Source organism: Bacteroidia bacterium, assembly GCA_041391665.1.
Taxonomy (GTDB): Bacteria; Bacteroidota; Bacteroidia; order J057; family J057; genus JAGQVA01.
The window spans coordinates 1256397-1273099 of the sequence record JAWKNO010000002.1 but is presented as its reverse complement, the minus strand read 5'-3'; the positions used below and the strand labels follow the sequence as shown (position 1 = coordinate 1273099).

Annotated in this window: 15 protein-coding genes; 3 read left to right on the top strand and 12 right to left on the bottom strand. The window is 46.6% G+C overall.

The genetic code is table 11. The features are described from left to right. Window positions 1–19: 19 nt before the first annotated feature. Genes R3D00_16935 through hisH form a run of 5 tightly spaced genes read right to left on the bottom strand, consistent with a single transcriptional unit; the run spans window position 20 to window position 3315 of the window. Window positions 20–541: an FKBP-type peptidyl-prolyl cis-trans isomerase gene (locus R3D00_16935; GenBank protein MEZ4774873.1), complete on the bottom strand. Its 522-nt coding sequence runs from the start codon at window positions 539–541 to the stop codon at window positions 20–22. 56 nt (window positions 542–597) lie between these two features. After that, window positions 598–1239, bottom strand: coding sequence for a bifunctional phosphoribosyl-AMP cyclohydrolase/phosphoribosyl-ATP diphosphatase HisIE (hisIE, locus tag R3D00_16930; GenBank protein MEZ4774872.1), 642 nt, complete (start codon window positions 1237–1239; stop codon window positions 598–600). Window positions 1240–1252: 13 nt separating this feature from the next. Further along, window positions 1253–2008: an imidazole glycerol phosphate synthase subunit HisF gene (gene hisF, locus R3D00_16925; GenBank protein ID MEZ4774871.1), complete on the bottom strand. Its 756-nt coding sequence runs from the start codon at window positions 2006–2008 to the stop codon at window positions 1253–1255. Between the two features lie 13 nt (window positions 2009–2021). Further along, window positions 2022–2735, bottom strand: coding sequence for a 1-(5-phosphoribosyl)-5-[(5-phosphoribosylamino)methylideneamino]imidazole-4-carboxamide isomerase (hisA, locus tag R3D00_16920; GenBank protein MEZ4774870.1), 714 nt, complete (start codon window positions 2733–2735; stop codon window positions 2022–2024). After that, window positions 2713–3315 (bottom strand): imidazole glycerol phosphate synthase subunit HisH, encoded by a 603-nt coding sequence (gene hisH / locus R3D00_16915; GenBank protein MEZ4774869.1) that lies wholly within the window; start codon window positions 3313–3315, stop codon window positions 2713–2715. Before hisH ends, hisA begins: the two co-directional genes overlap by 23 nt. Before the next feature lie 73 nt (window positions 3316–3388). On the opposite strand from hisH, the gene R3D00_16910 reads away from it, so the two are divergent. After that, window positions 3389–3988, top strand: coding sequence for an HD domain-containing protein (locus tag R3D00_16910; protein MEZ4774868.1), 600 nt, complete (start codon window positions 3389–3391; stop codon window positions 3986–3988). Window positions 3989–4002: 14 nt separating this feature from the next. On the opposite strand, the gene hisB is transcribed toward R3D00_16910, so the two are convergent. From hisB to R3D00_16875, 7 genes are all read right to left on the bottom strand, one after another. Continuing rightward, entirely contained in the window at window positions 4003–5142 is a 1140-nt protein-coding gene (gene hisB, locus R3D00_16905; GenBank protein ID MEZ4774867.1) for a bifunctional histidinol-phosphatase/imidazoleglycerol-phosphate dehydratase HisB, read from the bottom strand. Further along, the gene (gene hisC / locus R3D00_16900) at window positions 5139–6191 is read right to left on the bottom strand and encodes a histidinol-phosphate transaminase (GenBank protein ID MEZ4774866.1); all 1053 of its coding nucleotides are present in this window, start codon (window positions 6189–6191) and stop codon (window positions 5139–5141) included. The genes hisB and hisC overlap by 4 nt, the downstream gene beginning before the upstream one ends. Next, window positions 6184–7482 carry a histidinol dehydrogenase gene (gene hisD / locus R3D00_16895; GenBank protein MEZ4774865.1) on the bottom strand — a complete coding sequence of 433 codons (1299 nt, stop codon included), beginning with the start codon at window positions 7480–7482 and terminating at the stop codon, window positions 6184–6186. The genes hisC and hisD overlap by 8 nt, the downstream gene beginning before the upstream one ends. Window positions 7483–7493: 11 nt before the next feature. After that, complete coding sequence (gene hisG, locus R3D00_16890) at window positions 7494–8354, bottom strand: ATP phosphoribosyltransferase (GenBank protein MEZ4774864.1); 861 nt, start codon at window positions 8352–8354, stop codon at window positions 7494–7496. Between the two features lie 237 nt (window positions 8355–8591). Continuing rightward, entirely contained in the window at window positions 8592–11789 is a 3198-nt protein-coding gene (locus R3D00_16885; GenBank protein MEZ4774863.1) for a UvrD-helicase domain-containing protein, read from the bottom strand. A gap of 71 nt (window positions 11790–11860) precedes the next feature. Then, entirely contained in the window at window positions 11861–12070 is a 210-nt protein-coding gene (locus tag R3D00_16880; protein ID MEZ4774862.1) for a hypothetical protein, read from the bottom strand. A gap of 93 nt (window positions 12071–12163) precedes the next feature. Then, window positions 12164–12613, bottom strand: a complete 450-nt coding sequence (locus R3D00_16875; GenBank protein MEZ4774861.1) for a GNAT family N-acetyltransferase — start codon at window positions 12611–12613, stop codon at window positions 12164–12166. A gap of 140 nt (window positions 12614–12753) precedes the next feature. On the opposite strand from R3D00_16875, the gene topA reads away from it, so the two are divergent. Beyond that, a complete protein-coding gene (gene topA, locus R3D00_16870; protein ID MEZ4774860.1) occupies window positions 12754–15081 on the top strand; it encodes a type I DNA topoisomerase in 2328 nt (775 codons plus the stop codon). Beyond that, window positions 15078–16298, top strand: coding sequence for a glycosyl hydrolase family 18 protein (locus R3D00_16865; GenBank protein ID MEZ4774859.1), 1221 nt, complete (start codon window positions 15078–15080; stop codon window positions 16296–16298). Before topA ends, R3D00_16865 begins: the two co-directional genes overlap by 4 nt. Window positions 16299–16703 lie beyond the last annotated feature (405 nt).

Sequence of the window (16703 nt, the reverse complement as noted above, 5' to 3'; positions counted from 1 at the left end):
TTTTGTAGCGTGAATAGATCTACTGAAAATCCAGCAATTCCACATCAAAAATCAGCACTTCATTTGGGCCGATAAGATCACTGCGACGCCGGGGCCCGTAAGCCAGCGTAGAAGGAATATAGAGGGTAGCTTTTCCTCCCCGGCCCAGCAAAGGAACACCTTCCTGCCATCCGCGAATCAGATCACGCAGCGGGTAGTTCAGCGGCTCACCAGAATCATAGGAAGAATCAAAGATATCACCTTTCAGGGTCATTCCTTTGTAGTGCATCAGAACCGTAGAATTTACCGTCGGATGTTCACCTTCACCCGGGCTATCAATGACATAATACAATCCGGATTCTGTGGATTGGGCATTTTCAATACCATTGGTTTTGAGATAATCAGCGATTTTCTCCTCATCGATTTCTGCCTGAGGTTTTGCAGCCACTGCCGAATCTGTAGATCCGGTGGTTTCTGTGGTTTCTGAAGAGCTATGATCACCACACCCGGCCAGGAAAACCAGCAGGACAAGTGATACACTCAGAAATGAATTTTTATACATAAGCCAGAAAATTTTATATGGTAAAGCTAGGGTTAAATTTAAAAAAAACGAAAAGGCTATTTACGGACTTTGGACCGGCCTTTCAACACTTTGATTACCTCCTTAATAGAGGCATCTTTGGCTTCAAGCAACACCATGACATGATACAGCAAATCTGCACACTCATTGATAAACAGATTTTTATCATTGTCTTTGGCCTCGATGATCATTTCGACCGCTTCCTCACCCACTTTCTGGGCAATTTTATTGATCCCCCGGTCAAAGAGTTTGCTGGTATGGGAGCCCTTTACCGGGTTTTTCCGGCGTTCTCTGATGGTGTTTTCCAGTTTTCGGAGGAAAGAATAATCCGAGTTATTTTTTTCCCCAAAGCAGGTATCTTTTCCGGTATGGCAAACCGGTCCGTCGGGAATCACCTTTACAAGAATCGCATCCTTGTCGCAATCCGGAATAATATCCACCACTTTAAGAAAATTGCCGGAAGTTTCCCCCTTGGTCCAGAGTCTTTCCTTTGACCGGCTGTAAAAAGTTACCCGCCCTTCTTTTACGGTTTTTTTAAAGGCCTTATCGTCCATATATCCCAACATCAGCACTTTATCTGTACTGGCGTCCTGGATAATAGCGGGAACCAGGCCGTAGGATTTTTCAAAATCAAGATCCATCATTTTTACACTCGTTTTTGACTGCTGCGATTTACGAATTATTTGGGAAAATTCAGATTCTGATTGGAATACCTTTGCCGGAAAGATATTGTTTTAGCGAGGGAATGGGAATGATGCCGAAGTGAAACACGCTGGCGGCCAATGCTGCGTCTGCATTTCCCGTTGAAAATGCTTCTGCAAAATGCTCCATTGTGCCTGCACCACCGGAGGCAATTACGGGTATAGACAATAGCCTGGAAACCATCGCGGTGATTTCAAGCGAAAATCCTGCCTGTGTGCCATCGCTGACCATAGAGGTTAAAAGAATTTCACCAGCCCCCCGGTCGGCGACTTCTTTGGCCCAATCCAGGGTACGAATCGACGTAGGCGTACGTCCGCCGTGCGTATATACCATCCATTCACCTTCCTGAAAATGAGTATCAATCGCCACAACCACACATTGACTGCCAAATTCTAGCGCAAGTTCATCGACAAGCCCCGGGTTTCGCACGGCTGCCGAGTTCACAGATATTTTATCTGCACCGGAAGACAATAGACGGGAGACATCGGCCACGCTGCTGATCCCACCTCCTACGGTAAAAGGGATATTGATTTCCTTTGCAACCCGAAGCACAAGGTCAGCCATTGTTTTGCGATGTTCTACGGTAGCGGTAATATCGAGAAAGGTTAATTCATCTGCCCCCTGAAGCGCATAGGCCGCTGCCAGTTCGACCGGATCGCCCGCGTCGCGGATATTGACAAAGTTGACGCCTTTTACCGTACGTCCGTTTCTTATATCTAAGCAGGGGATAATTCTTTTGGTTAACATAGGTTTTGCGCCATTATTTTTGAACCAAATCTTTCCATTGTATTTTGCCCTCATAAATAGCCTTTCCGATAATGGCTCCATCTATATTCATTTCGGAAAGCTGACGAACATCTTCCAGCGAGGTAATCCCCCCACTGGCAACCAGTTTCAGTTCGGGAAACCGTTGAATCAGTGATTCATATAAAGCAAAAGACGGGCCTGCCATCATGCCGTCTTTGGAGATATCGGTACAAACGACCGTAGTGATACCCAAATCCATATACTCACAGATAAAGTCGGCCAGGCGCCATTCTGTGATTGTCTGCCAACCGTGGATAGCGACAAAACCCTCCCGAACATCTGCGCTCAGCAGCATTTTTTCTCCGCCGAAGGCGGCTATCCAGGAAGCAAACAATTCGCGATTGGTTACGGCCAGACTTCCGATATTCACCTGAACTGCCCCTGCATCAAAAGCCGCCTTCAAATCGGCGTCAGATTTTATGCCTCCCCCCACATCTACTTTAAGACCTGTATGTTGACAAATGGTTTCGATAACGGAGAGATTGACCAATTTACCTGCCTTTGCCCCGTCGAGATCCACGAGATGCAGGAACTCCCCTCCGTGATTTTCCCACTCAAGAGCAACCTTGAGCGGATCACTATGGTACACTTTTTTTCGGCCGTAATCACCTTCTTCCAGGCGTACACATTTACCGTCGATAATATCAATTGCTGGTATGATCCGCATAGTCGATGAAGTTTTTTAAAATTTGGGCACCGGGCAACCCACTTTTCTCCGGGTGAAACTGTGTAGCAAAAAAATTATCCTTCTGAAGGGCGGCACTGAATCGAATACCATAATCAGCACTTGCAATAGTATGAATCCCGGACTCCACATAAAAACTGTGTACAAAATAGACAAACGGTTTTTCACCAAGGTCTTCCATCAGTGGGGACTTCAGTTCCCCCAAAAGGTTCCAGCCCATATGTGGCACTTTGACCTTTTCAGAGGAAAACCTCCTGACCTGATGATCAAATATCCCCAGACAATCGACATTTCCCTCTTCAGAATGCGCGCACATCAGTTGCATTCCCAGACAAATTCCCAACACTGGCTGCGTAAGAGAGGGAATCAAACGATCGAGACCAGACTGGCGCAGATAACGCATGGTGGTACTGGCCTCCCCAACCCCCGGAAAAATCACCTTATCCGCAGCGCGAATCACCTCCGGGTCGTCAGACAACACGGGTTCAATCCCCAATCGGTTCAAGGCATAAGTAACAGACTGGACATTTCCTGCGTTATATTTGATGACAACGATCTTCATTGTTAGATTTTATGATGAAATGTTCGGATTATTGAAAAATTTGACGATATTTTTCGGATTGTTGTACGTACACATGGGCAAAATTAATTTTAACGACGCGGAAACATTCATTCTGCTCAAGCTGAAAGATGAGCTTCCGGACAGTCTTACTTATCATGGCATCCATCATACGCTGGATGTGCTGGATGCAGCGGTAGAAATTGCCGAAGCAGAAGGAGTCAGCAGTGAATCGCTGATTCTGCTGAAAACGGCTGCGCTTTTTCATGATTCCGGGTTTACTCAAACGTATCATGGACATGAAGCTGCAGGCTGCGCGATTGCGCGAGAGTTTCTCCCGCGTTTTGGTTATTCTGAAGAACAACTTGACTTGATCTGCGGAATGATTATGGCTACCCAGATTCCGCAAAATCCGCAAAATCTGCTCGAGCAGATACTTTGTGATGCAGATCTTTACTACCTCGGGAGGAATGATTTTTACCCGGTAGGAATCACACTTTTTCAGGAGTTTCAGGAACGGGGTGTCGTGAAAAATGAGAAGGAATGGAATAACCTTCAGGTAAAATTTCTTGAAAGCCATCATTATTTCACTGAAACCGCGATGCGAAGAAGAAACAGCAAAAAGCAGCAGCACCTCCGCGAAGTCAGGGCGATTGTAGCCCGTTATGTTGCCTGAAAAATTTCGCATTTTCATAAGACGCCTTTGGTAGAAGGCAAACTGTCTTCTCCCGGAATTCGCTTTACCGCATTTCGGATTGCTCTGGCTACCCCCTTAAAGGTAGCCTCGATCATGTGGTGTGCATTATCACCGGAAACAGATATATTCAGGTTGCATCGCGCCCCGTCAGAGAAGGACTTAAAAAAATGGAAAACCATTTCTACGGGCATATCCCCCACCCTTTCTCTTTGAAAATCACATTGCCAGACCAGCCAGGGTCTTCCGCTGAAATCGATCGCAACCCTTGCCAGCGCATCATCCATCACCAGATCAAAACAGCCATACCGCTCGATGCCCCGTTTGTCCCCCAGCGCTTTACAGAACGCCTCCCCCAGGGCAATTCCCACGTCTTCAATGGTATGATGCTCATCAATGTGCAAGTCGCCCCTGGCCGAAACAGACAGATCTATGCGGCTATGTTTACCCAATTGATCCAGCATGTGGTCAAAAAATCCCAACCCGGTTGAATGACTGGTTTTACCATTTCCATCCAGATCAAGATTGATGAAAATGTCAGTTTCATTGGTCTGCCTGTGTATAGCAGCCGTTCGACGTCCACATCCATTCACTACAAAATCACCGATCTGGTCCCAATTTTCAGCTTTCAGGATAATCGTTTCCGAAAGATCATTCCCCTCATAGACCGTATCCTGCGCATCGCTGCTGCGGCCAATAAGAATACCTTTTGCGCCCAGATTGCAGGCCAGTTGCATGTCAGAAAAACGGTCTCCGATAACCAGGCTGCCCGCCAGATCATAAGATCCGTCGAGGTATTTTGTCAAAAGTGCGGTGCCAGGTTTGCGCGTTGGAGCCTTTTCATGGGCAAATGTACGATCTATGACCACTTCCGAAAAAGTAATTCCCTCCCCGGCCAGAGTCTGAATCATTTTGTTGTGCGCCGACCAGAAAGTCTCTTCAGGAAAACTTGCGGTACCCAGTCCATCCTGATTGGTAACCATTACCCATTCAAATTCCGTTGCACAGGCAATCCGGTAAAGATTGCGAATGACGCCGGGAATAAATTCGAGCTTTTCCAGGCTGTCCACCTGAAAATCTACCGGAGGTTCGACAAGGATTACCCCATCCCGATCAAGAAACAGCACTTTTTTCATATATCCATCTGCTTTAATTCTTCCAGTAGTTTTTGGTTTTCGACAGCAGTCCCCACGGTAATCCGGAGACAACCTTCGCACATAATGACCTTAGAGCGATTGCGAACAATCACCTGCTTTTCAATCAGCGCGTGATACACCCGGTCTGCATTTTTTATCTTTACCAGCAGAAAATTTGCATCCGACGGATAAATTTTTTCTACCATCCGAAGGGAACTCAGGGATTCCTTGAGCAGCTTTCGCTGTGCAAGGGTTTCCTTTACCATATCAATCTTAACTGATTGATTATCAATGGCTTTTTCAGCAATCTCCTGTGTCAGACCATTAATATTATAAGGCGGTTTGATTTTGTTGAGAATCGCGATCACTTCCGGATGTGCAAAAGCCATTCCCAGCCGAAGATTGGCCATTCCCCAGGCTTTAGAAAAGGTTTGTAAAATGACCAGCCTGGGAAAATGTTTCAACAAAGGGATCAACGTTGCCTCCGGAGTATAATCAATATAGGCCTCATCCACCACAACGAGCCCGGGTGCAACATCCAGGATATCCTCCACATCTTCACGATCCATGAGATTTCCGGAAGGGTTGTTGGGTGAACAGATGAAAATCAACTTGGTATGATTGCCAATTGCAGCTTTTACTTTTGGCCAGTGAATTTGAAAATCGCGGGTAAGTGGCACTTTGGCCGTTTGTATTTTATTGATATCGGCACTGACCTGGTACATACCGTATGTAGGCGGCAATAAAAGAACTTCGTCTTCCCCCGGCTCGCAAAAAGCACGGATAAGCAGGTCAATCGCTTCATCACTGCCATTTCCCAGGAAAATCTGGTCAGTAGCAACGCCCTTCACAGCTGCCAGTTTTTGTTTCAACACAGATTGATAAGGATCAGGATAGCGGTTGTACCCGCCCCCCGCAACTGTACTGCCAAAGGCATTTTCATTTGCGTCGAGGAAAATTCCTTCCCAACCCGAATACTCATCCCTTGCCGAACTATAAGGTTGGATGTTCCGGAGGTGTGGCCGGATCAGCGATTGAATCTCAGTCATGATTTTGTCCGTTTATCATTTCCAGGCGAATCGAAACTGCATTTCTGTGGGCGAAAAGTTCTTCGGCTTCCGCCATTACTTCTACCGTCCGGCCTAAATTACGAAGGCCCTGGGCAGATATCTTCTGAAAGGTAATTTTTTTCACAAAACTGTCGAGAGAAACCCCACTGTAAGCCCTTGCATATCCATTTGTAGGTAAAGTATGATTGGTTCCTGAAGCATAATCACCCGCACTCTCAGGGGTAAAATGCCCCAGGAATACGGATCCTGCATTTTCGATTTCATTGGCCCATTCGTCCGGATTATCTACGGAAAGGATTAGATGTTCGGGGGCATACTGATTGATCATATCCACCACTTTTGATTTTGCTTCCAGCAGAATCATATAACTGTTGCGCAAGGTTTCGCGGGCAATCTCTTTTCTGGGTAAATAGACCAATTGCGCTTCGATTTCATCACGTACAGCTTCGAGCAAAGGTTCACAATCGGTAACAAGCAAAACCTGACTGTCGATACCGTGTTCTGCCTGCGAAAGCAGGTCAGCCGCAACAAAGGCCGGATTGGCCGTTTTATCGGCCACCACTGCTACTTCAGATGGGCCCGCCGGCATATCAATCGCTGTTCCCTGCTGACTCACCTGCTGTTTGGCAAGGGTGACATATTGATTACCCGGGCCAAATATTTTGCTCACCCGAGGGATGGATTCCGTGCCATAGGCCATTGCACCGATCGCCTGTGCTCCCCCAACTTTGTAGATGGCAGATATTCCCAAAAACGAAGCGGTATAAAGGATCGCAGGGTGTATTGTCCCGTCTTTACCCGGAGGCGTACAGATCACGATCTGCCGGCAGCCAGCGAGTTGGGCAGGAATGGCCAACATCAGTAAAGTCGAAAATAAAGGAGCCGTTCCACCCGGAATATACAGCCCTACCGTAGTTACAGGAACACTTTTCCGCCAGCAGACAACGCCAGGCATGGTTTCTATCATTTTTAAAGGTTCCTGCTGAGACAGGTGAAACGTGCGGATATTTGCTGCGGCCTGAGCGATTGCAGCTTTCAGCGCATCAGACACCAACGGAATCGCCGCTTCAACTTCAGCTTTATTCACCAGGAAATCACTGGCCTCATAGCCATCAAATGCGAGTGAGAATTCCCGGAGGGCCTTATCCCCGTTTTCGCGAACCTGGCGTAAAATTTCGCTGACCCGGGCTTCCCCCTGCGCATAATCCAATACAGGACGTGCCAGCAATGTGTCCCAGGTATGTGCGAGTGGATATTTGATAATTTTCATGATTTTATGCTTTACATCACCATTTTCTCAATCGGCGCAACCAGAATACCCTGAGCGCCTGCTGCACGAAGATTTTCAATTACTTCCCAAAACTCATCTTCTCTTATAACAGAGTGGACAGAACTCCATCCAGACTCAGCCAGAGGCATAACCGTCGGACTCTTCATTCCCGGAAGAAGCTGCGTTACAATCCCTATTGATTCATCCGGTACATTCATCAGGATATACTTATAGTTTTCAGCTCTTAACACCGACTGGATGCGAAACATGAGCCGGTCGAGAATGGCAGCTTTAGCGGCGGAAAGATCTGGTGAAGATACCAGAATAGCCTCCGAGCGGAAAATAACCTCCACCTCCTTCAGGCCATTGGCCAGGAGAGTACTACCAGAGCTTACCAAGTCACAGATAGCATCTGACAGCCCGATGCCCGGAGCGACTTCCACTGAGCCACTGATTTCGTGGATTTCTGCGGAAACCTGATTGTTGCCCAGAAACCGTTTCAATAATTTAGGATATGAAGTGGCGATTTTCATGCCTTCCAGAGATTTGGCGCCCGAATAATCCATTTTATGCGGCACAGCCACCGAAAGCCTGCATTTGGAAAAACCCAGACGATGAACAAGGGAAACCGATTCCCCCTTTTCTTCGAGCACATTTTCCCCGACAATCCCCACATCCGCTACCCCGCTGGCAACGTATTTAGGAATGTCGTCATCCCGGAGGAAAAGCAGCTCCAATGGAAAATTCAAAGCTTCTGTCCGAAGACGGGTATTATTATGAAAAAAGCCAATGCCACATTCTTCCAGCAAAGCCAGGCTCTTTTCGCTCAGGCGTCCGGATTTTTGCACAGCTAATCTTAGCAAAGGTTTCAAGTCGGTAAAATTATAGGTGATAAAAATAACAGAACGAAAAAACCGCGCGATAGGGCGGGAAAAAGGGGCGAGCCCTTCAATGGGTGATATGTATAATTATTCCTCCTTTAGGAGGAATGATGGATAGGATGAATATGAAGCCCGCTGCCAGGTATGACAGTCGCGAGAGGTGGGTATGTAAACAGAGCTTTCATTTCGCCCGCAAATATAAACGCAGCCATTGGAAAAACAAATTAATTATCCAGCCTCTTCAACAATTCCCAAATTCAGGTAATAAACATATCCTTTTACCGGTGCATACCCCATTTCCCTCAGCGCATCCACGTATTCGGATACCTGCTTATGGTGCCGGGCATGGGGTTGTCCTGTTTTATAATCAATGATTGCCGCTTCATTTTTTCTTGTCATGACGCGATCCGGCCGGAGAACTTTCCCTCCGGATACAATAATTTCAGCTTCATTTCGAGCAGCCCATTCTCCTGAAAACCAATCCATTACGCTTTCGTTTTGAACGATCGATTTCAACTGTTGTGAAAGCAGTTCTGTACGGTTAGAAGGAATCAACCCCTTATTAACCAGTCGCTGTATCGCAGCCTCAATATCTTCAACCGTGTGAACCAAAGCCAATGCCTCGTGCACCAATTCGCCCGCTGACATTTTTTCACGCTGGGAGACCACACTTGTATTTAAAAACCTGTTGGAGCGGTAGCGAATACGAATGTCATCCGAAAGGTTGATCAGCGGAAAACTCACAGGAAGCAACTGGAGAGAGCCCGATATTTCCCTGCCAGCCGGAGAGGTGAGTTTTTGCGGGCTGCCAATAGTGAAGCGGTTTTGATCGCTATTCCACAAATCTTCAGATCCGCAACGATAAAGCAAATCCCGAATCAGGATTCCGGCAGTTGAGAGCGGAGCACCTTTCTCATTGATGCGGGAAAATACATACAATCGGTGTACCGGTCGGGTAAAAGCAACATACAACAGGTTCAAATTGTCAAGATGTGTAGCGAGTTTCTCCTCTGCATAATCGCTGGCAAAAAAAGTAAGTTCCAACCGGCTACTCACCCTCACAGGTAAATACGGTACCCGATTGTAGGGAACCATTTCAGGCTTGACCCACAACACGTCTTTCAATCCCGGGTCCAGCTTCCAATCGGCAAAAGGTATAATCACAATAGGAAACTCCAGCCCCTTCGCTTTGTGTATCGTCATAATCTGGACCGCCTCAGGCTCTGGTGCACTGGCGATCGCCCGTTTTCCCCTTATTTCGGTCCACCATTCCAGAAAACCAGAAATAGAAGCATCACTGGTTGCCGTATATTCGAGGACAACATCCATAAATCCCTGCACATAGGCATCAGGAGAAGAGAGTACAGGAAAAAGACGAATAAGTCGCTCCGTACATTCATATACTGACAAGCGCCTAAGTTCCTCTTTATCAGCATTAAAACTATCCGAAAAAGAGATAAATTCGCTATTTGCGAATAACGAATTCGTCTCTTTTTCATCGAGGACAACCCTTGAGTAATAATAGGCCAGACTGGCTTTTACGATTTCATCCTGTTCATGATTCAGATGTTGCAATAATGCCTGCAGGAGCAAAACTTTCTGGTTGCTTACAACCAGCAGAGACTCTGCGGAGATGACTTTTACACCCGACTGCTGGAGAAATGCGGCGAGTTTCATTCCTTCCGAATTGGATCGGACCAAAATGGTTACATCACCACCTTTAAACCCATCTTCACTGAGTTGAAGGATTACTTCAAGTGTGCGTTTCATGGACTGATCCTGCCAGCCTGATTTTTCGACCGCCTCGTCTTCATTTTCGTCTGACTTTTTATCGGGATCGGCAAAAAACTCAACACTCACAAGGCCAGGGGTTTGCGTTTTTTTAGGATTTTGAGCGACAGAATGATACGCCTCCCGGAAGATAAAATCTCCGGCGGCTTTATATTCTTCCTGGAAAAGATTTTCAGCTTCCTGAAAAAAGCGATTGTTGAATTCGACAATGGCAGCGGCAGTCCGGTAATTGTCAGCCAGGTTGCGCACTTCCACTTCCTGCCCCGATTCTTTCATTTCAGCCTCAACTGCCCCCAAAAGCAATTTGAGGTTGCCGTTTCGCCAGCGATATATACTTTGTTTTACATCCCCTACGATCAGACTGTTCTGGCCTTGTGCGAGGGCTTCCCGTATGAGTGGCAGAAGATTGTACCACTGCATATCAGAGGTATCCTGAAACTCATCTACGAGATAATGTCGATAGCGGGCGCCCACTTTTTCATAGATGAAAGGCGCGTCGTACTGGTCCCCCACGACACTGCGGAGCAGAAAAGTCGTATCAGAAATAATCAGTTGGGCGTTTTCTTTTCTGTAATCGGCAAGTTTCGCCTGCAATTCGCCCAACAGACCAAAACTATGCACGGTACGAAGCACCTGAATAGCGGTATTATAGTCGGTAAAGCCCTTTTCATAGAGACTGACCATGCGGGCGAGAATCATGGCGATTCCCTCCTGAACGGCACTTTCAACCAGCGATTTTCTTTGATTTTTGGCGGATATCCATTTATTGGGATCTTCATTTACGGCCAGGGATCTGGTAGTTGGTTCGTAGGATTTGGGTTCAACTTTTTTAAGAAAACGCAACATATAACCAATCGGGCCAGACTTACCAAACGCAAAGTCTGTAATATCGAGCGAATGGCGGTCTATAATGTCCCGGGTTTCTGCGGCCAGAGCCGAAAACGAATTTTCAAATTTAAAGCGGATTTCCAGCAGATCTTTTACCAGATCCAGGGTATGTGTAAGGCGCTCTTTCTCTTCGGGAAAATTTACAGCCAGTGTCTGGAATCTTTCTTTGAAAATCTCGGTTCCAAGCGCCTTGATTTCCATGTCAATATTCCAGTTTTTCTCCTCTTCGAGATTGCGTTCGATAAAACCTTCCAACAATCTTGTAAGCGCGGGTCTGCTACCGGCATCCATCAAAAGATCAGCGACTACACGTTGCAGGACGAGATCCTGTTTCATTTCGACATCATATCCCAAAGGGATATTGAGTTCGCGCGCGAAGGCCCGAACAATCCGCTGAAAAAAACTTTCAATGGTAGAAACAGAGAAATTGGAATAATCATTCAGAATGAGTTCCAATACTTTGCGCGCCTGAAGGGAAACCGAAAGTTCGGCTTTCCCTTTTTCTTTGAGGTAATTGCGAAGGGTTTGCCAGACAGTGTCATTTTGAAGGTCAGCATCGGCATGCGTGGCAAGCCGCGAAAGCGTTTCGATAATCCTCACCTTCATCTCTTCGGTCGCCTTGTTGGTAAAGGTAACAGCAAGTACATGCCGATAAGCGAGCGGCTCGACAATAACGATTTTCAGGTATTCAAGAACCAGTGTATAGGTTTTACCACTACCTGCCGAAGATTTGTAAATAGTTAGCACGCCTGTAAACGGGAAGTCAAAAGTCAGATTTCAAAAATCAGATTTCAAAAGACTATATCAAAATTCTTTTTTCAATTTGATTTGGCACTGATCATTTGCGTTAGCACCTGTTCCTGCATCTCTGTCTGGTGCAAAAACGCACGTATGACACTGCATTGAGCATTCATTGCAGGCTCTTCCATTTCTGGAAGTTTTTCATGAAGACGTTGCGCAATTTCAGATGCTTTAGCCATTAGCTGGCGTAATTCCCGAGCTTCTTTCAGAATTTCCTGGGTTTGCATAAATGTTTGTTATGAGGAATAGTAACGGGAAAGTACGTATTAATATTGGATTTTTCTTTTTTGGTTGGATTTTTATGTAAGAGTTATATCTGATCATTCGCCTTTCCACACCATTTTGCGATGCAAAATTCCGGCTTCTTCAAACGCTTCGCCTTCGGCGACAAATCCAAATTTTTCATAGAATCCGAGGTTGTGAACCTGGGCATGGATAAAAATTTCTTTTGATCGGGGCACATCGCTCAGGATTTTTTTAACCAGCGCTTCGCCGACCCCTTTACCCCGAAATGCTTTCAGTACGGCAAACCGCTCCAGCCTGATATTACCGGTAGCGGGTATTGTACGCCAGCGCGCAGCACCTGCCGGCACCCCGTCGTACCAGGCGAGGTAATGATTGGAAAGGAAGTCGAATCCGTCGTATTCATCCTCCTGATCCACCGATTCTTCATTCACAAAAACTTTCGTGCGGATAGTGAACACGTGATTGTAAAGTTCGTCTGTATCCGCCAGACCAACCACAATATGAGTGGGCTCCAATGTTGACATTTTTTTTACAGAACTTACATTCTCTGACCTAAAACAATATATAAAAACGAAAAGTTCCTAGGATATATCCATAAGTTTTACGAGATATTCTTAATATTGCAACCGGAAAAGACAACCTGAAACCAAGATTTTAATCTGATATGCCCAAAAACCTATTGATTGTAGAGTCCCCTGCCAAAGCGAAAACCATAGAAAAATACCTTGGAAAAGATTTCACGGTTAAAGCTAGCTACGGCCATGTCAGGGACCTTCCGAAAGATGATGATGCGATTGATTTTGAGAATGGATTTCTCCCCAAATATGAAGTCATACCCGACAAAAAGACTGTCATAAAAGACCTCCAGGAACTAATCAAAAAACATGACGTTGTCTGGCTCGCGACGGACGAAGACCGCGAAGGAGAAGCGATTTCCTGGCATCTTGCCAGTGTTCTGGGGTTGGATATTGCTACCACCCAGCGCATTGTTTTTAACGAAATTACCCGCCCGGCCATTACCCGTGCGATCGAAAACCCCCGAAAGATCAATATCTCGCTTGTGGATGCACAACAGGCTCGCCGTATCCTTGACCGGATCGTGGGCTTTCGTTTGTCGCCCATCCTCTGGAAAAAAATCAGAACGGGGCTCTCTGCCGGACGCGTACAGTCCGTTGCAGTAAGACTGATCGTTGAGCGGGAAAGGGAAATCATTGATTTTGAACCGGTTTCTTCCTATAAAGTGACCGCCGATTTTCTTGTCAATGGCACTTCCGTCGTTCAGGCAGAACTTGTCAACCGGCTACCAAAGTACAGCGATGCGCTGGCATTTGTGAACTCATGTAAAGGGGCCAGCTATACGATCACCAACCTGGAGACAAAACCAACTAAAAAATCTCCGGCTGCTCCCTTCACCACTTCTACCCTGCAACAGGAAGCCAGCCGGAAACTGAGTTTCTCTGTCAACCAGACCATGCGTGTTGCCCAAAGTCTTTATGAAGCGGGGAAAATCACGTATATGCGTACGGATAGTGTCAGTCTTTCTGACCAGGCGCTGATGCAGGCAGAAGATGTGGTAAAAAATCTTTACGGAAAAGACTATCACCAGAGAAGACATTATAAAAACAAAAATACAAGTGCGCAGGAAGCGCATGAAGCCATTCGTCCGACGGATCTGTCTGTCAGTGAACTCGATGATATGGATCGCAATGAGCTGCGGTTGTATGACCTGATATGGAAACGCACCCTCGCTTCCCAAATGGCTGATGCGCAACTGGAGAAAACCGTTGTCGATATTCTGGTTTCCACCAACCAGGCCATGTTTAAAGCTACCGGCGAAGTCTTAAAGTTTGAGGGATTCCTGAAAGTTTATCTCGAGTCCACAGATGATGATAATGAGGACGAAGAAACCAAAGGGGTGCTCCCGCCAATGAAAATTGGTCAGGAACTGAAACTCAAAGAAATGATCGCGCTCGAAAGATTTACCCGTGCTGCACCGCGATATACAGAGGCTAGCCTGGTAAAAAAACTTGAGGAGTTGGGAATCGGCAGACCTTCCACTTATGCCCCGACGATTTCAACCATTCAGAAGCGGGAATATGTAGTGAAAGATAATCGTGACGGCGTAGCCCGCGATCTGGGGAAAATCACATTGCGAAACGATCAGGTCAACGAGTCCATCAAACAGGAGATTACTGGGGCAGAAAAAGCCAAACTATTCCCTTCTGATCTGGGAATGATTGTCAATGACTTCCTCGTGCGTTTTTTCCCCTCCATTCTCGATTTTCAGTTTACCGCCCATGTGGAAGAATTGTTTGACGAGATCGCGGAAGGCAGACAGGAGTGGCAAAAAATGATCGCCGATTTCTATGAAAAATTTGCCCCTCAGGTAGAGAAGACCCAGGCAACTGCTGACAGGGCCGGGGGAGAGCGGGAACTGGGTGAGGACCCCAAAAGTGGAAAACCCATCATTGCTCGCCTGGGCAGATATGGCCCCATGATTCAGATCGGTTCTACTGACGATGAAGAAAAGCCCCGGTTTGCCAAACTCCGCGCCAACCAGCTGATTGAAACCATTACCCTGGAGGAAGCACTCGATCTGTTTAAACTCCCTCGCACATTGGGTGAGTTTGAAGACGAAACCGTCAAAGTCAGTATCGGAAGATTTGGCCCTTATGTTCAGCTGGGCAAACTTTTTGCCTCGCTGGAAGAAGGAGATGATCCGTATGAAATAGAATTTGAACGTGCAGTAGCACTCATAGAAAAGAAACGCAACGCAGCCGCCAACAATGTGATCGTCAAGTTTAACGACGATGCCCAGGTTTTAAAAGGCCGGTTTGGGCCTTATATCAAAATTCATGGGAATAATGTAAAAATTCCCAAGGGTGTAGCACCGGAAAACCTGACACTAGAAGATTGTGAGCGACTGCTGGAAGAGCATAAAGCAAAACCACCCAAACCCAAAGGAGGCCGGGGCCGAACGAAAAAGTCATGAAACACCTGATTTCGCTGGGGTTGATGCTACTGGCCGGGCAAATGATCTGCCAGTCGCAGGACTTCAAAGTAGTGGGCTACCTGCCGTATTACCGCTTTGCCCTGGCAAATCAGTTGGATTATGGGAAACTCACTCATCTGAATCTCGCATTTCTAAACCCCGATATGCAGGGCAATCTGGATATTGGGGGGCAGAATATTGATCCGGTTGTCGCAAAGGCTAAAAGTGAAAACCCAGACATCAAAGTATTGATTTCTATCGCCGGAGGAGGTGTTACCGCTGCGTGGCAGGCGGCCTATGATCAGTTGATGTTACCCGCAAACCGCTCCGGGTTTATTCATTCACTCACAACCTATACCCTCAACCACAACCTTGACGGCCTGGATGTTGATCTGGAATGGAATAGTGTGAATAATCTTTATAGCCCATTTGTGCTGGAACTGGCAGACTCCCTCCACGCACATGGCAAACTGATTACTGCTGCATGGCCGGCAACCTATCGTTATCCGGATATCAGTACGGCAGCTTTGGCAGTATTTGATTTTGTCAATCTGATGGCTTATGACCTGACCGGCCCGTGGGCCCCCAATAATCCGGGACAGCATTCGCCCTACAGTTTTGCACAACAGGGTATTACCTACTGGCATTCACAAGGACTTCCCTATGAAAAAATGACCTTAGGGGTGCCTTTTTATGGTTATGATTTTACCAATCAGAGCAATGTAACATCCTTTACCTATGGGTCAATGGTGGCCACAGATACAGTCTTTGCCTGGACAGATCAGGTGGGCCAAAAATACTACAATGGCATTCCCACCATAAGGGCAAAAACAGAATTGGCTTTAAGTCAGGTTTCAGGCATCATGATTTGGGAAATCGGGCAAGACGCCCTGGGGAATCTGGGAGAATATTCTCTGCTCAAAGCAATAGATGGGAAAATACATACAGCAACGCAGGGACTTCAAGATCATTTACTGACAGGCGTCCGATTTGCGCCTAACCCGTTTCAAAGTGAAATCACCCTTCTTTACACAGGTCTGCCCACCGAGGCAACCCTTCGAATTACTGATCTTCAGGGAAGTCTGATCTGGCAGGAACAACAACTTTTGAACGAAAATCTGCCGATTGGAAACTTTAGCTATTTACCCGCAGGAATGTATGTTGTTAGCATCCAGACCAGAGATCGGATTTTTCGTCAGAAAATTGTAAAAAACTAAGAAGGTTCATACGAAAACAAAGGTTTTATACAGAGTTCCCAAAGCTTGTTTTGGAACGCAGAGTTCCACGCATCTGCAAGAGCAGACAGGAATTAACGCAGAAACTTTGCGAAACTCTGCGATTCCTTTGCGCCCTTTGCGTGAACCAAATCGATGTTGATCGAAGATCATCCCCTGCTTTGGAACGCGGATTAACGCAGAGTTCCACGCATCTGCAAGAGCAGACAGGAATTAACGCAGATGCCTTTGCGAAACTCTACGATTCCTTTGCGCCCTCTGCGTGAACCACATCGATGTTGATCGAAGATCATCCCCTGCTTTGGAACGCGGATTAACGCAGAGTTCCACGCAGATTAACGCAGAGTTCCACGCAGATTAACGCAGATGCCTTTGCGAAACTCTGCG